The 20747-nt window shown below is 72.1% G+C and carries 22 protein-coding genes; 18 read left to right on the forward strand and 4 right to left on the reverse strand.

Going from position 1 to position 20747, the window contains the following annotated elements:
• The first annotated feature begins 78 nt into the window (after window positions 1-78).
• The 17 genes from fliD (at window position 79) to H7A73_RS07745 (ending at window position 14026) form a co-directional block, all read left to right on the forward strand.
• Entirely contained in the window at window positions 79-1467 is a 1389-nt protein-coding gene (fliD, locus tag H7A73_RS07665; RefSeq protein WP_259362767.1) for a flagellar filament capping protein FliD, read from the forward strand.
• A gap of 11 nt (window positions 1468-1478) precedes the next feature.
• Window positions 1479-1952 (forward strand): flagellar export chaperone FliS, encoded by a 474-nt coding sequence (gene fliS / locus H7A73_RS07670; protein WP_182065400.1) that lies wholly within the window; start codon window positions 1479-1481, stop codon window positions 1950-1952.
• Window positions 1953-2019: 67 nt separating this feature from the next.
• Window positions 2020-2268 (forward strand): hypothetical protein, encoded by a 249-nt coding sequence (locus H7A73_RS07675; RefSeq protein ID WP_182065401.1) that lies wholly within the window; start codon window positions 2020-2022, stop codon window positions 2266-2268.
• A 234-nt stretch (window positions 2269-2502) separates the two neighbouring features.
• Window positions 2503-2847: a flagellar basal body protein gene (locus H7A73_RS07680; RefSeq protein WP_017886135.1), complete on the forward strand. Its 345-nt coding sequence runs from the start codon at window positions 2503-2505 to the stop codon at window positions 2845-2847.
• Window positions 2844-3239: a flagellar basal body rod protein FlgC gene (locus H7A73_RS07685; RefSeq protein ID WP_071244596.1), complete on the forward strand. Its 396-nt coding sequence runs from the start codon at window positions 2844-2846 to the stop codon at window positions 3237-3239. Before H7A73_RS07680 ends, H7A73_RS07685 begins: the two co-directional genes overlap by 4 nt.
• Complete coding sequence (fliE, locus tag H7A73_RS07690) at window positions 3239-3580, forward strand: flagellar hook-basal body complex protein FliE (protein ID WP_071244597.1); 342 nt, start codon at window positions 3239-3241, stop codon at window positions 3578-3580. Before H7A73_RS07685 ends, fliE begins: the two co-directional genes overlap by 1 nt.
• On the forward strand, window positions 3580-5250 hold the full coding sequence (gene fliF / locus H7A73_RS07695) for a flagellar basal-body MS-ring/collar protein FliF (RefSeq protein WP_182065403.1): 1671 nt from the start codon (window positions 3580-3582) through the stop codon (window positions 5248-5250). The genes fliE and fliF overlap by 1 nt, the downstream gene beginning before the upstream one ends.
• 8 nt (window positions 5251-5258) lie before the next feature.
• On the forward strand, window positions 5259-6299 hold the full coding sequence (gene fliG, locus H7A73_RS07700) for a flagellar motor switch protein FliG (protein WP_071244891.1): 1041 nt from the start codon (window positions 5259-5261) through the stop codon (window positions 6297-6299).
• A complete protein-coding gene (locus H7A73_RS07705) occupies window positions 6292-6966 on the forward strand; it encodes a hypothetical protein (RefSeq protein ID WP_182065405.1) in 675 nt (224 codons plus the stop codon). The genes fliG and H7A73_RS07705 overlap by 8 nt, the downstream gene beginning before the upstream one ends.
• Window positions 6963-8306: a FliI/YscN family ATPase gene (locus H7A73_RS07710; RefSeq protein WP_182065407.1), complete on the forward strand. Its 1344-nt coding sequence runs from the start codon at window positions 6963-6965 to the stop codon at window positions 8304-8306. Before H7A73_RS07705 ends, H7A73_RS07710 begins: the two co-directional genes overlap by 4 nt.
• Window positions 8306-8737 (forward strand): flagellar FliJ family protein, encoded by a 432-nt coding sequence (locus tag H7A73_RS07715; protein ID WP_182065409.1) that lies wholly within the window; start codon window positions 8306-8308, stop codon window positions 8735-8737. The genes H7A73_RS07710 and H7A73_RS07715 overlap by 1 nt, the downstream gene beginning before the upstream one ends.
• On the forward strand, window positions 8734-9459 hold the full coding sequence (locus tag H7A73_RS07720) for a C40 family peptidase (RefSeq protein ID WP_182065411.1): 726 nt from the start codon (window positions 8734-8736) through the stop codon (window positions 9457-9459). Before H7A73_RS07715 ends, H7A73_RS07720 begins: the two co-directional genes overlap by 4 nt.
• Window positions 9456-10877: a flagellar hook-length control protein FliK gene (locus H7A73_RS07725; protein ID WP_182065413.1), complete on the forward strand. Its 1422-nt coding sequence runs from the start codon at window positions 9456-9458 to the stop codon at window positions 10875-10877. Before H7A73_RS07720 ends, H7A73_RS07725 begins: the two co-directional genes overlap by 4 nt.
• A gap of 25 nt (window positions 10878-10902) precedes the next feature.
• A complete protein-coding gene (locus tag H7A73_RS07730) occupies window positions 10903-11346 on the forward strand; it encodes a flagellar hook assembly protein FlgD (RefSeq protein WP_071403921.1) in 444 nt (147 codons plus the stop codon).
• Between the two features lie 59 nt (window positions 11347-11405).
• Window positions 11406-12581: a flagellar hook protein FlgE gene (locus H7A73_RS07735; protein WP_110859846.1), complete on the forward strand. Its 1176-nt coding sequence runs from the start codon at window positions 11406-11408 to the stop codon at window positions 12579-12581.
• A gap of 432 nt (window positions 12582-13013) precedes the next feature.
• Window positions 13014-13355 (forward strand): Cd(II)/Pb(II)-sensing metalloregulatory transcriptional regulator CmtR, encoded by a 342-nt coding sequence (cmtR, locus tag H7A73_RS07740; RefSeq protein WP_182065415.1) that lies wholly within the window; start codon window positions 13014-13016, stop codon window positions 13353-13355.
• On the forward strand, window positions 13352-14026 hold the full coding sequence (locus H7A73_RS07745; RefSeq protein ID WP_371830588.1) for a cation diffusion facilitator family transporter: 675 nt from the start codon (window positions 13352-13354) through the stop codon (window positions 14024-14026). The genes cmtR and H7A73_RS07745 overlap by 4 nt, the downstream gene beginning before the upstream one ends.
• Window positions 14027-14140: 114 nt before the next feature.
• Here H7A73_RS07745 and H7A73_RS07750 read toward each other — a convergent pair whose 3' ends face one another.
• Entirely contained in the window at window positions 14141-14776 is a 636-nt protein-coding gene (locus tag H7A73_RS07750) for an isochorismatase family protein (RefSeq protein ID WP_182065419.1), read from the reverse strand.
• Window positions 14777-14891: 115 nt separating this feature from the next.
• Between H7A73_RS07750 and H7A73_RS07755 the strand changes: the two genes are divergently transcribed.
• Window positions 14892-15839 (forward strand): GlxA family transcriptional regulator, encoded by a 948-nt coding sequence (locus tag H7A73_RS07755; RefSeq protein ID WP_182065421.1) that lies wholly within the window; start codon window positions 14892-14894, stop codon window positions 15837-15839.
• Between the two features lie 121 nt (window positions 15840-15960).
• On the opposite strand, the gene H7A73_RS07760 is transcribed toward H7A73_RS07755, so the two are convergent.
• The 3 genes from H7A73_RS07760 to H7A73_RS07770 all read right to left on the reverse strand — a co-directional run bounded on the left by H7A73_RS07760 (window position 15961) and on the right by H7A73_RS07770 (window position 20638).
• A complete protein-coding gene (locus tag H7A73_RS07760) occupies window positions 15961-17562 on the reverse strand; it encodes a Na+/H+ antiporter (protein ID WP_259362768.1) in 1602 nt (533 codons plus the stop codon).
• 159 nt (window positions 17563-17721) lie between these two features.
• Window positions 17722-18855 carry a DUF475 domain-containing protein gene (locus H7A73_RS07765; RefSeq protein WP_182065425.1) on the reverse strand — a complete coding sequence of 378 codons (1134 nt, stop codon included), beginning with the start codon at window positions 18853-18855 and terminating at the stop codon, window positions 17722-17724.
• 214 nt (window positions 18856-19069) lie between these two features.
• A complete protein-coding gene (locus tag H7A73_RS07770; RefSeq protein ID WP_181431587.1) occupies window positions 19070-20638 on the reverse strand; it encodes a helix-turn-helix domain-containing protein in 1569 nt (522 codons plus the stop codon).
• Window positions 20639-20747 lie beyond the last annotated feature (109 nt).

Here is a 20747-nt window from a genome sequence, read left to right on the forward strand (position 1 = left end):
CCGTTCGGGCGCGGAGGGCGAACCACGCCGTCCTGACCACCTCCACGACGCCAGGGAGTGTCGACGATGTCCTCGTCCGTGTCCTCGAGCACCAGCCTCGCGATCGACGGTCTGGTCAGCGGTCTCAAGACGACCGACCTCATCAACTCGCTGATGAGCGTCGAGGGGGTCCCGCAGACCCTGCTCAAGAACAAGCTGACCACCACCAACTCGTTCATCTCGTCACTGCAGACGCTCAACGGGTTGATCCAGGGCCTCGCCACCAAGGCCGCGGACGCCGCGAAGGCCTCGTCGCTCGACCTCTTCGCCGCGACGAGCAGCGCGCCGAGCGTCACCGCCGTCACCGGGTCCGGGGCGACCGCCGGCTCCATCAGCTTCACCGTCGGTTCGACCGCCTCGGCCCAGGTCGGGGTGACGGCCGCGATGTCGTCGTGGTCGACCGGTGCGCAGCCGATCACGATCGTCGGCGCGGATGGCAAGTCCACCACCGTGACACCGGCGTCCGGTTCGCTCGACGACGCCGTGTCCGCCCTGAACAAATCCGGTGCGGGCGTCACCGCGACGAAGGTCTCCGCCGGCACCGACGCCGACGGCACCAAGCTCTACCGCCTGCAGCTCACGTCCGCCAAGACCGGCTCGGCCGGTGGCTTCCAGGTGTACCGGGGCGGCGCCGACGACGTGGCAGCGGGCACCGCGACGAACGTCCTCAGCGAGACCGGTGCCGCCGTCGTCACCGCGGCCACCGACGCCAGCGTCACCCTCTGGGCCGGCACCGCCGCCGCGCAGACGGTCACCAGCGCCACGAACACCTTCACCGGACTCGTCCCCGGGCTCGACGTCACCGTGTCGAAGGCCACCACCGACCCGGTCACGGTGACGGTCGCGCAGGACACCACCAAGGCCCAGTCCGTGGCCTCCGGCCTCGTCGACGCGATGAACGCGGTCGCGGCCTACTACAAGACGAACACCGCGGTGTCGAGCTCGACCAGCGCGACGAGCGGCACCACGACGACGAAGGCCGGCGTCCTGCTCGGCGACGGTGCGTCCCGCGATGCCGTGCAGCGGCTCACGAGCACGATGTCCGCCCCGGTCGACGGCCAGTCGCCGTCGACGATCGGCATCGTGATCACGAAGGACGGCAGCTTCACCTTCGACCCCGAGGTCTTCCAGAAGGCACTCGCCGCCGACCCGAAGGCCACCCAGGCGATGCTCTCCGGGGTCGCCGCGAACGTCGGCGCCGCGGCCACCGCCGCCTCGGACAAGTACGACGGCTCGGTCACCACGTCCATCACCGGACAGCAGGCCGTCGCCAAGGACCTCAACACCCAGATCGACAGCTGGACCGACCGGCTGACGATGCGCCGGGCCGCCCTGCAGACCCTCTACTCATCCCTCGAGACCAGCCTCAGCAAGCTCCAGTCGCAGTCGAGCTGGCTCGCCAGCCAGCTGGCCTCGACGTCGAGCTGACGGGAACGACCATGACCTTCGACTTCCAGGCAGCCGCCTTCCGCCAGGCCGCCCAGCCGCGCACCGTCACCGACCAGCGTCGCGCTCAGTACACGAACGAGGCCGTGCTGTCGGCGACGCCGGCGCAGCTCGTGACGATGCTCTACGACCGGTTGCTGCTCGACCTGCACCGTGCCGAGGCCGCGCAGGTCGCCGCCGACTGGGAGGCTGCCCGCGAGCAGCTCCTGCACGCCCAGGCGATCATCGGCGAACTCTCGAGCACCCTCCGGATCGACGTCTGGGACGGCGGTGAGGGGCTGCTCGCCGTCTACAACTACGCCTCCACCTCGCTCATCACGGCGAACGTGCACCGCGACGTGCAGGCCACCCGCGACTGCATCCGGATCCTCGAGCCGCTGCGTCAGTCGTGGCACGAGGCGGCCGCGTCGCTGCCCGCGACGCCCGCCACGCAGCAGCCGACCGGGGGAGCCCTCGGTGTCGCCTGAGCCGTCCGCAGAGCTGTCGCCTGAGCAGACGGACGGACGAGCCGCGTGGGAGGCCCTCCTCACCTCCATGGAGCACGACGCCGCCGGGCAGGCGGCCGATCCCACGGCCGTGGCCGGGTGGTCCGAGCCGGCCGGGCTGGGACCGCTGCCGCGTGACCTGGTGGGACGGGCCTCCCGGCTGCTCGCCGCGCAGCGGGACCGCATGACGGTGCTCGAGGCGGACCGCCGCTCGACGCTGGAGCACCTCGGTGCCCTGCGCGCCGTCGACGCCACGCGCGAGCCCCGCGGCTCCGTGTACCTCGACGCTTCCGCCTGACCCGCGCCCCCACACCAGTTCTGCGACAGAGCACCCGTCGATCGACGGGTGCTGTGTCGCATCTCGGGTGCTCCGCCCCGCAGCACCCGCCCCCCGTTCGGGGCGACGCCTAACGCGGCGGACGGCGGGCTCCGATAGCGCCACTCGAGCACGGATCGCTCACCAGTTCGGCCAGGGATCGGCCACCACCGCACGGCGACGTCGCACCGACGACGCCTGACGAGGGGATCCTTCGTGTTCGATTCCGTGACGAGCGTCGCGCTGCAGAGCGCACTCGACGGTCTGTCGATGCGCCAGAAGGTGATCGCGAACAACATCGCGAACATCAACACGACGAACTACCACGCCGAGAAGGTCCAGTTCGAGGACGCCCTGGCGAAGTCGATCGTGGACGGCGACGGTGCCACCACGCCGACGATGGCGCGCAGCCTCGAGCCGACGAACACGAACGGCAACAACGTCAACCTCGACGAGGAGACGCTGTCGAACATCGACACCGTGCTGCGGTACCAGTTCGCCACACAGGCGATGAACTCCGAGCTCACCAGCGTCCGTGCGGCGATGCGGACGAACTCGTGACGACCTTCGACGCGATCGGCATCGCGAGCACCGGCCTGACCGTGCACCGGAAGTGGCTCGACGCCGTCTCGGACAACATCGCCAACGCGAACACCGTGAAGTCGATGGACGACACCGCGTTCCAGGCGCGCTACGTCGAGGTGCAGGAGGGCAACGGCGTCTCCGGCGCCTACGTCAAGGGCGCGGCGTTCGGCAGCGCCGCCGGCCGTGTGACCTACGACCCGGACAACCCGCTCGCGAACGAGGAGGGTTACGTCCGCATGCCCGACATCGACCTCGGCACGCAGATGGCGGACCTCATCATGGCCCAGCGCGGCTACCAGGCGAACGCCGCCGTGGTCGACCGTGCCAAGACCGCCTACGAGGCGGCACTGCAGATCGGGAAGAACTGATGCCCATCGACGCCGTGAACGGTGTGACCACCAACGCGATGACGAACGCCCTGACGAGTGTCTCGGGGACGTCCAGCGACAGTACGAACGCCACCGCAGCCGCCGGCGCGACGACCGACGGCAGCGGGTTCGCCGCGAGCCTCGGCAACGCCGTCGACGGGCTGCAGTCGCTGCAGAGCGACTCGAAGACCCTCGCGCTCAAGGCCGTGACCGGCAACCTCGACGACATCCACGACGCCACGATCGCCGCCACCCGCGCGCAGGTCACGCTCGAGCTCGTCTCCGCCGTCCGCAACAAGGGCGTCGACGCCTTCAACGAGATCATGAGGATGCAGGCCTGATGCCCGTCGCCGTCAAGAACGTCTTCGCGCGCCTCAGCGCCTACGTGAAGGGCTTCTCCGCCGCCCAGCGCACCATCGCGATCCTGGCGATCGCGGCGCTCGTGCTCGGTGGGATCGCCCTCGCGTCCTGGCTCGGCAAAGCGTCCTACGCCCCGCTCTTCACCGGGCTCGCCGCGGCCGACGCGAGCTCCATCACGGACCAGCTGCAGACCGACGGCGTGCCGTTCCAGCTCACCGACGGCGGTGCGACGATCCTCGTGCCGCAGGCGCAGGTGTACTCGGAGCGGCTCAAGGCGGCGTCGAACGGCCTGCCGTCGTCGAACGAGGGTGGCTACTCGCTGCTCGACAAGATGGGCGTGACGAGCTCGGAGTTCCAGCAGGACGTCACCTACAAGCGCGCGATGGAGGGCGAGCTCGCCAAGACCATCGGTGCGATGGACGGCGTGCAGACCGCCACCGTGCAGCTCGCGATCCCGGAGAAGTCGGTGTTCGTCTCCGAGGAGAAGGACCCGACCGCGTCGGTGTTCATCGCGACCGAGAACGGCACGCAGCTGAGCACCGACCAGGTGCAGGCCATCGTGCACCTGACGAGCGCCTCGGTCGAGGGCATGCAGCCCACCGACGTCTCGGTCGTCGACGCGAAGGGCCAGACCCTGTCCGCGGTCGGCACCGGTGCGACCGGCAGCGGCGCCGACCAGGCCGCCGACTACGACGCGGCGACGAGCAAGAAGATCCAGGACCTGCTCGACACCACGCTCGGCGTCGGCAACGCGACCGTCGTGGTCTCCGGGACGATGAACCAGGAGTCCGGCACCCGGACGTCCGAGAGCTACACGTCTCCCACGTCGGGCCCGGTCGCACTGAACGAGTCGAGCACCACCGAGGAGTACGGCGCGGGCTCGGGCGCAGGGAGCGGCGCGACGGGGGTCCTCGGCCCGGACAACATCGCCGTCCCGAACGGCACCGCGACGAGCGGCACCGGCGACGACGGGTACAAGAACGAGTCGGCGACGAAGAACAACGCCGTCGACCACACCACCGAGACCACGCAGATCCCCTCGGGCGGGCTCGACCGGCAGACCATCTCGGTCGCGCTGAACTCGAAGGCCGCCGCCGTGCAGAACGCGAACCTGCAGAGCATCAACGACCTGGTCTCGGCCGCCGCGGGTGTCGACCAGAACCGTGGCGACCAGGTCAAGGTCGCGATGATGGACTTCGACACGAGCGCCTCCGACCAGGCCGCCAAGGCCCTCGAGGCGCAGCAGAAGGCCGACCAGCAGGAAGCACTGTGGTCGTCGATCCGCACCGCCGGGATCGTGATCGGCATCGTCCTCGCCGTCATCGCGGTCATGTTCTTCGTCGCCCGCCGCAACCGGAAGCAGGAGCGCGAGGCCGTCGACCTCGGCGAGCTCGACGCCTTCGCCGGCGAGACGTTCCAGCTGCCCCTCGCGATGGACGGCGTCGACGACCGCGCCACGCTCGGCGCCGGTGACGCCCCGACCGCCGTGCTGTCGGCGATGCCCGCCGGCGACGCCCCCACCGAGGTGCTCACGACCGAGGAGATCACCGCCGAGCGCCGCCGTCAGGACATCTCCGCCCTGGCCGAGCGCGACCCGAAGCGCACCGCCGAGCTCCTGCGCGGGCTGCTGGACGACCGGGCACCGGTGTGAGCGCGCTCATGCCGAGCCCCGGCGGCGGTTCCGGACCGAGCGACCGTGCCCTGACCGGTGCGCAGAAGGTCGCGCTCATCCTCATGCAGATGGAGACCGACCGCGCCGCCGAGGTGATGAAGCAGTTCACCGAGATGGAGGCCGAGGAGATCTCCGCCGAGATCGTCCGGATGCGCCGCGTCGAGGACACCGTGGTGGACCAGACGCTGTCCGAGTTCCACCGGATCACGATGAGCGGCCGGCTGCAGAAGCGCGGCGGCAAGGAGACCGCCCTCGGGCTGCTCGAGGCGTCGTTCGGCGCCGAGCGGGCCGCCGGGGTGATGGACCGTCTGGCCTCGAACCTCGCCGGCCAGTCGTTCGACTTCCTCGACGACGCCGAACCCGGCCAGGTCATCTCCCTGCTCGAGGGCGAGCTGCCGCAGACGATCGCCCTCGTGCTCGCCCACCTGGGCCCCGGTCAGGCCAGTGCCGTGCTCGCCGGGATCGACGAGCGTGTCCGCACCGACGTCGCCCAGGCCTTCGCGACCATGGGCAGCGCGACCCCCGAGGCCGTCGGCATCGTCGCCGGTGTGCTGCGCCAGCGTGCCGGGGCCGTCGTGTCGCCGCGCGAGAGCGTCGAGGTCGTCGGTGGGATCGCGCCCCTGGTCGACATCATCAACCGCTCGGACGTCGCGACCGAGAAGGCCGTGCTCGAGGGACTCGAAGCCCGCGACCCGGAGCTCGCGGAGGACATCCGCTCCCGCATGCTCACCTTCGAGGACATCGTGAAGCTCGAGTCCCGCGACATCCAGCAGGTGCTGCGCGGCATCGACTCGAAGATCCTCGCGACCGCCATGAAGGGCGCAGCCGGACCGGTCGTGGAGACCATCCGCGCGAACGTGTCCGAGCGCAACCGCGAACTGCTCGACGACGAACTGCAGGCCATGGGTCCGGTCCGCGTCTCGCAGGTCGAGGAAGCCCGAGCCGAGGTCGTCCGGTCCGTGCGCGAGCTCGAGGCACAGGGCGTCGTCACCGTGCACCGCGCCGAGGAGGACGAGCTCGTTGACTGACACCTTCGTGCACCGCGTCGACTTCCCGGTGCTCGCCGACGCCGCCGGCCGCGAGCGCGCGTCGAGCGCGGACGTCCGCGGGCACGCGGCCGGCTACACCGCCGGTCTGCGGGCCGCGCAGGCCGAGACCGACGCCCTGCGCGCCCGGCTCGAGGCCGAGCACGCCGCGCGGATCACCGCCCTGCAGGCCGACACCGCACGCCGGATCGCGGTCCTCGACGCCGCCACGAACGCCATGCTCTCCACGGTCGCACCCGTCCTGGCGGACGCCGAGGCGTCCGTCGCGAGTGCGGCAGTCGACCTGGCCGAGGCGATCGTCGGCAACGTGGTCCGCGCCTCCAGGCCAGCCCACGACGCGACCGTCACCGACGGTCCGGACGGACAGAGCAGCCGGGAGGCCCGGATCGCGTCCGGCGCCGAAGTCACCGTCCGGCGGGCGCTCGCGTCCGTGGACCGCACGGTCCCGGTGGCCGTCCGGCTGAGCCCGGCGGACGCCGCGCGCGTCGCCGGCCTCGACCTGCCGGTGCCGGTCGTCGCGGACGGCGCCCTGCGCGACGGCGACGCCGTCGTCGACCTGCCGGACGGCATGCTCGACGCGCGCATCGCCACAGCGCTCGACCGCGCACGCACCGCCCTCGGAGTCGACGCGTCGGGAGCCGGCCGGTGACCGCCACGCTGCTCCGTCCGCGGGGTCTCGACGAGGCGCTCCTGCGGGCCGCACCCCAGCGGGTCGGTGTCGTCACGAGCGCCGTCGGCCTGGGGCTGACGATCGCCGGACTCGACGCCCGCGTCGGCGAGGTCGTCACGGTCGGCACCGAGGACGGCGAACAGACCGCGGTCGAGGTCGTCGCCACCGATGCCTCCGGCGTCCGCTGCATGCCGCTCGGCCGCCTGACCGGCGTGACCGCGGGCACCCCGGCGCGTCCGACCGGCCGTCCGGTGCTCGTGCCGACCGGACCCGGTCTGTTCGGCCGCGTGCTCGACGGACTCGGCCGACCGATCGACGACCGCGGCCCGCTCGAGGGCCCCGGCGGCGAACCGGTCACCCGGGTCCCGCTCGACCACGACACCCCGAGCGCGATGGCCCGGACCCGCATCGACACCCCGATGCAGCTCGGCGTCCGCGTGCTCGACACCCTGACCACCGTCGGCCGCGGGCAGCGCATGGGCCTGTTCGCCGGGTCCGGCGTGGGCAAGTCCTCGCTGCTGTCGATGATCGCGCGCGGGAGCGACGCGGCCGTCAACGTCATCGCCCTGGTGGGGGAGCGCGGCCGTGAGGTGCGCGAGTTCCTGGAGGACGACCTGGGACCCGAGGGGCTCGCCCGCTCGATCGTCGTCGTGTCGACCTCCGACGAACCAGCGCTGATGCGCCTGCGCGCCGCATTCGTGGCCACCCGCATCGCCGAGTCGTTCCGCGACGCCGGGCAGGACGTCGTGCTCATGATGGACTCGCTCACCCGCGTCGCGATGGCGCAGCGCGAGATCGGCCTGTCGGTGGGGGAGCCGCCGGCCACCCGGGGCTACCCGCCGTCGACGTTCTCGGTGCTCGCGGGACTGCTCGAGCGCGCCGGGACCGACCGGGTCGGCAGCATCACCGGCATGTACACCGTGCTGGTCGACGGCGACGACCACAACGAGCCGATCGCCGACGCAGCCCGGAGCATCCTGGACGGCCACGTCGTGCTCGACCGCACGCTCGCGATCACCGGACACTTCCCGTCGGTCGACGCCCTCGGCTCGGTGTCCCGCGTCGCCTCGAAGGTCACCCGACCCGAGCAGCGTGCCGCCGCCACCGCGCTGCGGAAGGTGATGGCCGCCCGTGCCGGCGCCCAGGACCTGCTCGACGTCGGTGCGTACCAGCGCGGGTCGAACCCGCTCGTGGACGCGGCCGTCGACCACCAGGGATCGATCGACGCGTTCCTGCGCCAGGGCATGGACGAGCGGGCGACCGCCGACGCTTCCTGGCAGCGCCTCGGTGGCCTGGTGCAGCAGCTGGGGGTGTCGTGATGGCCCGCCGTTTCCCGCTCGCCGGACTCCTGCGCCTGCGCCACACCGAACAGGACCGTGCCGCCGCCACGCTGGCCGCCGCGAACGAACGCGTCCGCGACGCGGCCGACGCCCGGATCGCCGCACGCCGCAGCCTCGCCGACAGCGAGGACGCCCAGCCCATCCAGGACGCCGCCACCCTGAGCGCCGTCGCCGCAGCCCGTGCCGCGACCCGCGGGATGCTCGAGGAGCTCGACGCCGTGGTGCAGAACCGCCGTGCCGACGCCGACCGGGCGCAGCAGGAGTACACCGCCGCCCGTCGTGCCGCCGTCGGCCTCGAGAAGCTCGAGGGCAAGCACACCGAGCAGCAGGCGGCCGAGGAACTCCGAACCGAACAGAACGCCCTCGACGAGATCGCGGCACGACGCCGCACGGAAGGTGGTGCCCGATGAGCGTCGAAGCGGTGCTCTCCCGGATCTCGGAGATCCGGTCCCAGATCGACACGCTGCGTGGCGGGACGGCCACGGCTGCCCCGACCGCCTCGGCCACCAGCGGCGCCGCAGGGTCCTCGGCCTTCGCCGACGCCCTCGCCACCGCCGACGGCACGACCGGCGCCGCGAGCGCTGCCGGTGCGACCGCCGCAGCGAGCCCGACTGGCACCCGTGCCCCCGCGACCTCGGTCGACGCCGGGGCCGGCACCCTCGCCACCGGCAGCGGTGCGACCGGGGCCGACGTGGTGGCCGATGCGAAGAAGTACCTCGGCGTGCCGTACGTGTTCGGCGGGGAGACGACCGCGGGCATGGACTGCTCGGGCCTGGTGCAGACGGTCTTCAAGGACCTCGGGGTCACGATGCCCCGGGTTGTGCCGGACCAGGCGAAGATGGGCGTCGAGGTCGGCTCCCTGAAGGACGCGCAGCCCGGCGACCTGATCATCCCGAAGGGCGAGGGCCACGTCGTCATCTACGTCGGCGACGGCAAGGTGCTGCACGCGCCGCGCCCCGGCAAGGACGTCCGGATCGTCGACAACTGGTACTCCGACGCCGACATCGCGACCATCCGCCGGATCGTCCCCGCACAGGCGGCCCCGGCGGCCGTCGCCTCGGCAGCGCGCTCCGCGACCGACCTGCAGACCGCCGCGCTGCTGTCCATGATGCAGTCCGGGAGCGCCGCATGAGCCTGACCATCGCCACCCAGCCGTCCCTGCCCACCGCACCGGGCTCCACCCGGGGTGCACCGTCCGACCCCGCTGCTGCCGGGTCCTTCGGCGCGGCACTGACCGCCGCCGCCGCGACCGAGCGGCGTCCCGGCGACGGCGCCGCCGACCGGGACGACACCGACGGCCGCACGGCGGACGCTTCGGCCGGGACGCCGAGCACGGCTGCTCCGGTGCCCACTTCCACGTCCACGTCGACGTCGGGCCAGACGGTGCCCGCGACCGGTTCCCCGTCGGTCGATGCGCAGGCGCTGCTCGCAGCCGGACTCGTGGCCGCACCGGTCGCTCCAGCGGCCCTCCCGGACGACACGGGAGACGAGTCGGCCCCGAGCACTGCCGACACGCCCCACGGCGACCCACACGTCGTCGTGGCCGCAGCGGCGACCGCCGGAACGACCACGACCACGACTCCGCTGTCGCCGGAGGGGGACACCTCGACGCCCGTCCCGTCGACCCCGGCGCCGACCACCGCCCCCACCACGTCGGCCCCGCGGCAGGCACCGGGATCGGGCGGGGCACGGGAGACCGTTGTCGCAGCGACGGCGGGCCCGCTGACCACCGCCGCGGCGACCCCTGCCGTGACGTCCGCTGGCACCGCGTCTCCGGCCGCTGCCGCGACGACCGTCGCAGGCGGCACCCCCGCCACGGCCGCCGTCTCGACGACCACAGCCGCGACCGCCCCGGCGACCACCGCCCCGACGGCCGCTGCCGCCATCGCGGCCCCCGCCGCCGACCGCACCGCTGACGGCGACACCGCCACCGTGACGCCGGGCCAGGCGCCGGTCGTCACGGCCGCCCCGGCGGCCGGCCCCGGCTCCCGAGCCGGCCACGGGACGGAGCAGCAGGCGTCGACGCCGGGTGATCCGGGCCTCCCGGCCGTCACTCCGACGCGCGGTGGCGAGACGCCGTTCGTCATGTCGACGACGCCGACCACCGCGCCGGCCGCGACGACCACGCCGACTCCGGCACCGCTCGCCCAGCAGCTGGCGCGACCGGTGTTCTCGCTCGCACAGGCCGGCCCCGGCGAGCACGTCGTCACCGTGCAGGTCGTGCCGGACAGCCTCGGCCCGGTCACGGTCCGCGCGCACGTCACCGCGCACGGCATGCACGTCGAGCTGTTCGCTGCGTCGGACGCCGGCCGCGAGGCCGTCCGCCAGGTCCTGCCGGACCTGCGGCGCGACGCGGCGGGCACCGGTGTGAGCACCACGCTCGACCTGTCGTCGCAGAACCAGCCGCAGGACGCGCCGGGTCGCGACGAGCGTCCGGGTACGCGTGCACTGCCTGGCGACCCCGGCCTGGAGGCGCGGGTCACCCCGCGTCCGCAGCCCACCGCCCACACGCCCTCCATCCGCACCGCGGGACTCGACGTCCTCGCCTGATCCGGCTCACGAACAGGAACGCACCATGCCCATCGACGGCATCACCGGCAGCGTGGACCCGACCGCGCAGGCCGCGGCCCTCGCCGCGAACTCCACCGCCCAGAAGTCCCAGACGATGGACTCCGAGGTCTTCATGAAGCTGCTCGTCACGCAGCTGCGCAACCAGGACCCGTCGTCGCCGATGGACACCAACCAGATGATCGGCCAGCAGACGCAGCTCGCGATGATGGAGCAGATCACCAACCAGACCACGACGGGGAACGAGAACTTCTCGCTCCAGATGCGCATCGCCGCAGCGAACCTCGTCGGCAAGCAGGTCAGCTACACCGACGCCGACTCGGGCAAGTCCGTCACCGGGACCGCCTCGGCGGTGTCGTACGCGAACAGCGTCCCCACGGTCACCGTGAACGGGAAGGAGGTCGCTCTCGACGTGATCTCCGGCATCACCACCACCGCTCCGGCGTCCTGACGCCCGCTCCTCCTTCCTCGTACTTCCTCGCACTTCCTGCCTCTCCGAAAGGACGCACCATGCTCCGCTCGCTCTACTCCGGGATCTCCGGCCTCCGCTCCCACCAGCAGATGCTCGACGTCACCGGCAACAACATCGCCAACGTCAACACCGTCGGCTTCAAGTCGTCGACCACCGTCTTCCAGGACACCCTGTCGCAGATGACCCAGGGTGCCGGTGGGCCGCAGACCGGCATCGGCGGCACGAACCCGGCCCAGATCGGCCTGGGCGTGCAGGTCGCCGGGGTCTCCACGAACTTCTCCCAGGGCTCGGCGCAGGCCACCGGCAAGGCCACCGACCTGATGATCTCGGGCGACGGCTTCTTCGTCACCCGCCTGGGCAACGACACCGTCTACACCCGCGCGGGTGCGTTCGACTTCGACGCGGACGGCCGCCTGGTCACCGCCGACGGCAAGATCGTGCAGGGCTACCCGGCCACCAACGGCGTCGTCAACGAGAACGGCCAGCTGTCCGACATCACGCTGCCGCTCGACGCCGCGGCCCCGGCGGTCCGCACCACCGCCGCCACGGTCGCCGGCAACCTGCCGTCCGAGACCGCGGTCGGCCAGACCATCACGCGCGAGGCCACCGTGTACGACGCATCGGGTGCCAAGCACACGATGTCGCTCGCCTACACGCGTACCGCCGACGGCTGGGACGTCACCGGGCGCAACGGCCAGGGCACCACGGCGACGACCTCGCTGACCTTCGGCACCGACGGCAAGCTGACCGCCGGCGGCACCCTCGCCGTCGGGGGCATCCGGGTCGACATGGGCGACCTGACCGGGTTCGCCTCGCTCAACACCGCGGCGATCGGCTCGCAGAACGGCCGCGAGGCCGGGGCGCTGCAGGGCTACTCGATCTCGAAGGACGGCACCGTCACCGGCACGTTCTCGAACGGCGCGTCGCTCGCCCTCGGCCGCATCGCGCTGGCCACGTTCGCCAACCCGGCCGGCCTCGAGAAGACCGGGGCGTCGGGCTACCGTGCCACGGCGAACTCGGGTGGCGCGACGGTCGGCGGTCCCGGCTCGGCGGGCGTCGGTTCGCTCGCGGCGGGGACGCTCGAGATGTCGAACGTCGACCTGTCGCAGGAGTTCACGAACCTGATCGTCGCGCAGCGCGGGTTCCAGGCGAACGCCCGCATCATCACCACCTCGGACGAGGTGCTGCAGGAGCTGACGAACCTGAAGCGATAGGCGCGGGGGTCCGCGTCGCGGGCGCTCGCGTCGCCGGGCGCTCGCGTCGCGGGCGCTTGGTGAGCAGGAACGGTCGGGTGCTGAAGGGGGACTCGACCGTTCCTGCTCACCATCGTCCGCGGTGCAGGAAGATCCGCGCCGGTTCGTGACGAGGCGCTGCGTCGTCACGTCTCATCGGTGCGATGCGCGACAACCCCGAAACCGACCACCAGTCCGACCACCGCTGCCGCAGCGTCTTCGACCGCTCGCGGTGCGATCGACCACGCGGCCACGACGGCGTGCACGAGTCGCGTGCTCCCGGCGCCCGTACGAGTTGGAACGACGCGCTGACCGGGCGGCGGTTCTCGGACGTCTGAGCCGGAGTGCTGTCCGGTGCACCACGCGTCGTCCGGAACGGTGGCGTCCAGGGCACGGCACGGGTATGGTCAGCAGATGCTGACCATTGCCTCGCGGCACGACGTGCTGAACCGTCTCGGGCGGGCCCTCTCCGATCCCACGCGTGCGCGGATCCTGCTCCGGCTGCTCGACGAACCCGGCTACCCGGCGCGGCTCGCCGAGGAACTCGAGCTGACGCGGACGAACGTGTCGAACCACCTGGCGTGCCTGCGCGGCTGCGGGATCGTCGTCGCCGTGCCCGAGGGGCGTCGGACCCGGTACGAGATCGCGGACCGCAACCTCACCCGCGCGCTCGAGTCCCTGGTCGACGTGGTGCTGGCGGTGGACGTCGCCGACGACGGCCGGACCGCGGACGACGGATGCGCGGTCGAGCGGTGACCACCGCTGCGCTGTCGCTCTCGCCCGTCCGCGTCGTGGTGCTGCGGCGGCGGATCCGGTGGATCGTCGCGGCGACCATCGCCTACAACGTGATCGAGGCCGTCGTGGCGATCGCCGCCGGCTCGGTTGCCTCCTCCACCGCGCTGATCGGCTTCGGGCTCGACTCGATCGTCGAGGTCCTGTCGGCAGCGGCCGTCGCATGGCAGTTCGCCGGGCGCGACCCGGAGGCCCGGGAACGAACGGCGCTGCAGGTGATCGCGGTCTCGTTCTTCGGGCTCGCCGTCGTGGTCGGTGTCGATGCCGTCCTGACCTTCACGGGTGTCCGGTCCCCGGAGCACAGTCCGGTCGGCATCGTCCTGGCGGCGGTGAGCTTGGCGGTCATGCCGTTCCTGAGCCTGGTCGAACGGCGGACCGGACGTGAACTCGGCTCGGCGTCGGCGATCGCCGACTCGAAGCAGACGCTGATCTGCAGCTACCTGTCGGCGGCGGTGCTGCTCGGCCTGCTCGCGAACAGCCTGTTCGGCTGGTGGTGGGCCGATCCGCTCGCCGGACTCGTCGTGGTGGTCTTCGCCGTGCGTGAGGGGTTCGAAGCCTGGCGCGGTGACTCGTGCAAGCAGCCCGTCTCGGCCCTGACGGGGGAGCGCGAGGGCGACGGCTGCGACTGCTGCTGAGCGGTGTCCGAGGGCGATCGGGAACTCAGCCGGCTTCGGCCTCGCGCAGGTGGCTGACCGCTGTGGATCAGTGCTCGTCGTGGCGGTCGCCGTGCTGGGCGTGCTCGACCGATGTCAGGCGGGGAAGCGCTGGGCGCCCGCGGTGGCCGAGGCCGGCAGGGCGTCACGGGGGATCGCCACTCCGGCGGCGAGTGCCGATGTCCACTCCGCGGTCGGTGCGACGGCGGCGAGGTTCGACTGCAGCAGTGCCATCAGCGTGCGGTGCACCGTCTCGGCGGACACGGCCCCGCCGGCGTTGGCGATGTTGATCGCGCCGGTCGCGTCGGACAACACCTCGACCGCGACGCCGAGCGCCTCCGCCTCGGCGGCCGAGGCGATGATGCAGTTGTTCGTCATGAAGCCGACCAGGGTGACCGTGTCGACCCCCCGCTCCTGTAGCCAGGCCAGCAGGTCCGTGTGGGCGAAGACCGAGCTGAACTGCTTCGTGACCTGGTGCCACTCGGGCGTCCGTCGTCGCTCGATCTCGGGGTGCAGGGCGAACGCCTCCGTCGTCGGGTTGAACACCGGCGCAGCGTCGCCGGCGGTGTGCTGGACGACGACGATCGGCGTGCCGGCAGCGGTCGCGGCGTCGATCGCGGTCGTGATCTGCGCGAGTGCGTCGCGGACGGGCGGGAACCGGACCTCGAGCGGACCGCTGAAGTACTCCAGCTGGATGTCGACGAGGACGAGGACGCGCTGGGGATCGGACACGGGAGCTCCTTGGGTCGGTGGGCGTACTCGCCGATCCTCGTCCTACGATGCGCTCGGCGCGATTGGCACGTGTGCACCGGTACGATGGATCCAGGCCAAACCGGAGGAGTCCCGCGTGCGGATCGCCATCTACGCCTTCGACGGCATCACGATGTTCCACCTGTCGGTCCCGCAGATGGTGTTCGACGAGGTCACCCGCCTCGGGCTCGCCGACTGGCAGACCGTCGTCTTCTCCGACCGGCCCGGTTCGGTCCGGACTGCCGAGGGGCTGACGCTCGGCCCGGTTCAGGGGCTCGACGCCGCGGCGGACGCCGACCTGGTCGTGGTGCCGTCCTGGACCGACGACGGCACCCGCCTGCCGACACCGACGGAGCGGGCGGTCGTCGAGGCGCACGCGCGGGGATCGGTCGTGGTCGGTCTGTGCCTCGGGTCGATCGCGGTCGCCGGTGCCGGGCTCCTCGCGGGACGCAGCGCCGTCACGCACTGGCGCGAGGTCGACCGGCTCGCCGCCGCGCACCCCGACGTCACCGTGGACGCCGACGTGCTCTACGTCGATCACGGGGACGTGCTGACCTCGGCGGGCACGGCCTCCGGGCTGGACGCGTGCCTGCACGTCGTGCGGACGCGGTTGGGCGCCGAGGCGGCGAACCGGGTCGCGCGGAGCCTGGTCGTCGCGCCGCACCGCGAAGGCGGGCAGGCCCAGTACATCGAGCGGCCGGTCGTGCAGCACAGGGGCGACGACCCGGTGGCGACGGCATCGGCCTGGGCGGTCGAGCACCTGGACGAGGAGCTCGGTGTCGACCGACTCGCTGCGGCGGCCCACATGAGCCGCCGCAGCTTCGTCCGGGCCTTCAGGGTGTCGACCGGCACCACCCCGGCGGCCTGGGTACGGAGTCGCCGTCTGGACGAGGCCCGTCGGTTGCTCGAGACCACCGACCTGCCCGTCGACCGGATCGCCGCAGCGTGCGGGTTCGGCAACCCGGTGACGCTGCGGCAGAACTTCGCCGTGGCCTTCGGCAGCACGCCCTCGAGCTACCGCCGACGGTTCGACGCGCGGCCCTGACCGGCCGGCCGAGCGAGAGCGTTCCTTCCCCTCACGGCTGCGACGGGAACAGGAAACGGGCGTAGCGGGCAGAACGACAGACCGGGTACGCCCGATTCGACCAGGTGTGCCCGGAGTCGCCCTACGACGACGAGGGCGGTGAGGCCACCGATTCGATGCCGTCCAGCCGCGCCTCTTCCGCGTCGTACCCGGCGCGCACCTGACGCAGCACCAGGTCGTCGATCTCGTCGGCGTCGCGCAGGCGCAACAGGGTCCTCGCCTTGTGCTGGACGAGTGCGAGCTCGAGGGCGACCGCGTTGTCGTGCCGCTGCAGCGCCGGGTGGTCGTCGTCGTCCCCTTCGCGGGCCTCGATCACGTCGAGGTGCGCCTCGTACTCCTTCCGCAGGCGATCGACGGTGGCACGATCGGCTCCGGTCGACCGTGCGAGACGGGGGAGCGCATCGAGTGCCTCCTCGATCGCGGTGCGTTCGGCGTAGCGACGTTCCTCGCTGACGGACTCGTCCTCGGGCAGCGCGGCGCGGCGCAGGACGGCCGGCAGCACGAGGGCCTGCCCGACGATCGTGACGATGACCACGCCGGCGGTGACGAAGACGATGAGGTCGCGCTCGGGGAAGTCACCGCCGGACTCGAGCGTGCGCGGGACGGCGACGGCCATGGCGAGTGACACCGCGCCCCGGAACCCGGCGAACCCGCTGACGAGCCGGTCGCGGTGCCCTTCGCGCGGTTCCCCGCCGGTGCGTCGGGTGACGAGCCAGATGGTCCCGCCCGCGGCGTTCAGGAACGCGAACCGCACGACGACGAGCAGCACCGCGACCGCGAAGACGATCCCGGTCCCGCGCAGCAGGTCTGCGGGGTCGAGCGCGCGTGCGGCGACCATCGCCTCGATGCCGACCAGGACGAAGAGTGCGCCGTTGAGCAGGAAGGTCAGGAACGACCAGAACGCGCGCACCTGCTGGCGGGTCTCGGCACGGTCGAGCTTGGGGCCGACCTGGCTGACGACGATGCCGGCCGCCACGACGGCGAGCACGCCGGAGGCGCCGATGGCCTCGGCGGCCAGGAAGGCCGCGAAGGGCACGAGCAGGGTGACGAGGTTCTCGAGCACGACGGTGTCGACGCGCCGCAGCACCATCGTCCCGATCCAGGCGGCGGCGAGGCCGGCTGCGACCCCGCCGATGTAGGACAGGACGAGCATGCCGGACACACCCCAGAAGGTGAGTTCCTGCGTGCCGACGGTGACGGCCACCGCGATGCCGTAGACGACGAGGGTGGTGCCGTCGTTCACCAGGCTCTCGGCGCGGAGCACCGTGACGTTCCGCCGGGGCAGCATCTTCGTGAGCACGCCGACCGCGGTCGCGTCGGTCGGGGCGACCGCGGCGCCGAGCACCCAGGCCGGCCCCCACGGCATCCCGAGCAGGTGCAGCAGGACGGCGACGGCGCCGGCGGTGACCACGACGAGCAGGGTGCCCATCAGGACGATGCCGCGCAGGTTCTTCCGGATCTCGCGGAGGGACGTCGTCAGGCTCTCCCAGTAGAGCAGCGCCGGCAGGAACAGCAGCAGCACGGCCTCGGCGGGGAGCTCGACGTCCGCGAACTCCGGCACGAGCCCGAGCAGCGCGCCGAAGACCAGGAGCAGCACGGGTGGTGCGATCCGGATCCGGTCGGCCACGGCCGCCGTCAGTGCGATGGCGAGGCCGAGCACGACCACCAGTTCCGGTCCCAGCACGTGCACTCCGATCGTCGTCCGACCCGCCAGTCAACGCCGATCCACGGTGGATCCTTCCAGAACAGCCGGACGACGCGCCGCACCACAGCCGGACGACGCGCCGCACCACAGCCGAACGACGCGCCGCACGACACCGCACGACGCGTCACGAGCCGCCGCTCACACCGCCCGCGGCCGCCGCACCACCCGCCGCCACCACGCTCGCCACGGCAGGGAGCTCACCAGCGCCGACCCGATCACGACGGTCCCGAACCACCCCACGACGACGCCCGGGATCGGCACGAGCAGACTCGCCCACAGCAGCACCGACAGCACCCCGAGGACGTACGCCGCACCGGCCTTCAGGTACCGCAGCCGCTTGAGGCCAGCGGCCTCGTCGACCCGCGAGGTCAGGCGGGCCAGGAACACCGCGCCCACCCCGATCGCCCCGATGGCGACCGCGGCCTGCTCGAGTGCCCCGAGCCCGTCCGACCCGAGCGGCCCGGACCCGGACAGGCTGTACACGCCGTCGAGGATCTCGAACAGCATGAACACGACGAGCCCCCGCTCGAACACGACCGTCGACGCGTACAGGTGGATGCGCCAGGCTCCGCGGCCGACCCCGATCGACGCCGTGTCCGACCCTCCGCCGAGGGGGCCGCTGCGCAGCGCCCACGACGCGGTCCGCTTCGACACGAGGTACGCGGCGATGCCGGCCACCCCGCCGAGCGCGACCGGCAGCAGCGCACCGGCGGCCCACCCGGAACGCGACCCGACGAGGACGGAGGTCACGACGACCCCGGTCGCAGCGGTGACCAGCGACCAGACGCGGGGTCGCGCGACGGAGGCGAGCCGCGCCTCCAGGCTGCCCAGCCACGACCTGCGGGACGCGCGGTCGGTGTTGAACAGGTACTCGGCGAAGACCTGCCAGATGAACGCGGCGCCGAAGGCGGCGAGGGCGGGACGCACTTCGGCCAGGTGCGCGGAGAACGAGCCGGGCGCGAAGACGGCTTCCTCCACCGAGCTCGCCGGGTCGGTCGCGTCACCGACCGCGACGGCGGCCGGCGGCAGCAGCAGGCGCATCGCGAGCACGCCCGCGACGATCCCGAGCGACAGGAACAGTCGCCGGGCGGGGGAGTGCAGCCGGCCGGCGATGCCGGCCATCGGCACGGACGAGTCCGCGGCCATCGCGATCTCGAGGCACGCGAGGGCGACGAAGGCCAGCGCTGCGGCGGGGCCGAGCACCAGCCAGGCCGCCGCGGCGGCCGCGACGGTGATGAGCAGGGGGACGGTCAGGAGAGATCTCGTGGCCATCTGCCCATCCAGCACGGTCGGGCTGGGCGGCGCATGGAGCGCTCCTGGGCATCGGCCTGGAGGCGCGTGGGGACCCCGTCAAACGGGTGACGCCCCGTCCCCACTTGCGGGGACGGGGGAAGGGGGGGGAACGCAAAACACCGGTGTTCGCGTGTTGAACCGCGGTCTGCGCGTGTTCAACACGCGAACACCGGTGTCGAGCGGGGGTCCAGCGTCAGTCGTGGAACGTCTCGATGGACGCACCGAGCGAGTTGAGGCGCTCCTGCAGCTGCTCGTAGCCACGGGCGATGATGCCGACGTTGCGCAGGACGCTCTCACCCTTCGCCGCGAGCATCGCCAGCAGGATCACCACGGCGGGCCGCAGCGCCGGCGGGCAGCTGATCTCGGCACCGGAGAAGTGCGTCGGCCCGGTGACGTCGAGGCGGTGCGGGTCACGCAGCGTGACGCTCGCGCCCAGGCGGGTGAGGTCGAGCAGGTGGATCGCCCGGCCCTCGTAGACCCAGTCGTGCACGAGCGTCGTGCCCTCCGCCATGGCCGCGATGACCACGAAGAACGGCAGGTTGTCGATGTTCAGGCCGGGGAACGGCATCGCGTGGATCTTGTCGATCGGCGCGTGCAGCTCGGACGGGTACACCGTGATGTCGACGAGGCGGGTGCGGCCGTTGGCGGCGGCGTACTCCTCGGTGACGTCGAAGCGCAGGCCCATCTCGGCCAGGGTCGCGAGCTCGATCTCGAGGAACTCGATCGGTGCCCGGGTCACGGTGAGGGTCGAAGCGGTGACGATCCCGGCGGTCAGCAGGCTCATCGCTTCGACCGGGTCCTCGCTCGGCCAGTAGTCCACGACCTCGTCGATGCGGCTCTTGCCGGTGATGCGCAGCGTGGTGGTGCCGATGCCCTCGATCTGCACCCCGAGCAGCTCGAGGAAGAAGCAGAGGTCCTGCACCATGTAGTTGGGGCTGGCGTTCCGGATGACGGTCTCGCCGTCGCGGGCAGCAGCGGCCAGGATCGCGTTCTCGGTCACGGTGTCGCCGCGCTCGGTGAGCACGACCGACTTGGTGGGGACGGCCTGGTTGGCGACGTCGACCTCGTACCAACCGGAGGTCGCCTCGACGTCCACGCCGAACGGACGGAGCGCGATGAGGTGCGGCTCGACCGTTCGGGTGCCGAGGTCGCAGCCGCCGGCGTAGGGCAGACGGAAGGACTCGTACCGGCCGCTGAGCGGGCCGAGGAACATGAGCACGCTGCGGGTGCGGCGGGCGGCGTCGGCGTCGATCGCGTCGAGGTGCAGGTCGTCGGGGGCGACGATCTCGAGGGTCTCACCGTCCTCCGACCAGGTGACGCTCGCGCCGAGGCTGCGGAGCACGTCGATGATGCGGTCGACCTCGACGATCCGGGCGACCTTGTGCAGTCGGGTCACGCCGCGGTTGAGCAGCGAGGCGCAGAGCAGGGCCACGGCGGCGTTCTTGCTCGAGTTCACCGCGATGGAGCCGCTGAGCTTCCGGCCGCCCTGGACGCGCAGGTGGGCACGCTGCGGGGCGCCGCCGATCGAGACGATCTGCTGGTCGAGGGCGTCGCTGATGCGGGTGAGCATCTCGAGGGACAGGTTCTGGCCGCCCTGCTCGATGCGGTTGATCGCGCTCTGGCTGGTGCCGACGCGTTCGGCGAGTTGGGCCTGCGTCATGCTGCGGCCCTTACGGGCGCCCCGGATCAGGGCGCCGACCTCACGGAGGGGTGCTGCGGTCGCCGGAGATGCCGGCGAGACGACGGTGGTGGTGTCGGTCATGCGCGCCACGCTAACACGCTCATGAGATAAACCAGTGGAAGATCGACCCCCGACGCGCGCCCGGAGGTCTCGAATACGTCACAGTTGGGAATTTCGGGGGACGAAACTG

It is taken from the genome of Curtobacterium sp. ME12 (assembly GCF_903970855.1).
GTDB lineage: Bacteria > Actinomycetota > Actinomycetes > Actinomycetales > Microbacteriaceae > Curtobacterium > Curtobacterium poinsettiae_A.

What these genes read in the sequence shown, in the direction of transcription:
- fliS (WP_182065400.1), top strand. Translation starts at nt 1,479, where the DNA reads ATGACCTTCGACTTCCAGGCAGCCGCCTTCCGCCAGGCCGCCCAGCCG.
- H7A73_RS07675 (WP_182065401.1), top strand. Translation starts at nt 2,020, where the DNA reads ATGGAGCACGACGCCGCCGGGCAGGCGGCCGATCCCACGGCCGTGGCC.
- H7A73_RS07770 (WP_181431587.1), bottom strand. Translation starts at nt 20,638, where the DNA reads ATGACCGACACCACCACCGTCGTCTCGCCGGCATCTCCGGCGACCGCA.
- fliF (WP_182065403.1), top strand. Translation starts at nt 3,580, where the DNA reads ATGCCCGTCGCCGTCAAGAACGTCTTCGCGCGCCTCAGCGCCTACGTG.
- H7A73_RS07725 (WP_182065413.1), top strand. Translation starts at nt 9,456, where the DNA reads ATGAGCCTGACCATCGCCACCCAGCCGTCCCTGCCCACCGCACCGGGC.
- cmtR (WP_182065415.1), top strand. Translation starts at nt 13,014, where the DNA reads ATGCTGACCATTGCCTCGCGGCACGACGTGCTGAACCGTCTCGGGCGG.
- fliG (WP_071244891.1), top strand. Translation starts at nt 5,259, where the DNA reads ATGCCGAGCCCCGGCGGCGGTTCCGGACCGAGCGACCGTGCCCTGACC.
- H7A73_RS07720 (WP_182065411.1), top strand. Translation starts at nt 8,734, where the DNA reads ATGAGCGTCGAAGCGGTGCTCTCCCGGATCTCGGAGATCCGGTCCCAG.
- H7A73_RS07730 (WP_071403921.1), top strand. Translation starts at nt 10,903, where the DNA reads ATGCCCATCGACGGCATCACCGGCAGCGTGGACCCGACCGCGCAGGCC.
- H7A73_RS07715 (WP_182065409.1), top strand. Translation starts at nt 8,306, where the DNA reads ATGGCCCGCCGTTTCCCGCTCGCCGGACTCCTGCGCCTGCGCCACACC.
- H7A73_RS07735 (WP_110859846.1), top strand. Translation starts at nt 11,406, where the DNA reads ATGCTCCGCTCGCTCTACTCCGGGATCTCCGGCCTCCGCTCCCACCAG.
- H7A73_RS07765 (WP_182065425.1), bottom strand. Translation starts at nt 18,855, where the DNA reads ATGGCCACGAGATCTCTCCTGACCGTCCCCCTGCTCATCACCGTCGCG.
- fliE (WP_071244597.1), top strand. Translation starts at nt 3,239, where the DNA reads ATGCCCATCGACGCCGTGAACGGTGTGACCACCAACGCGATGACGAAC.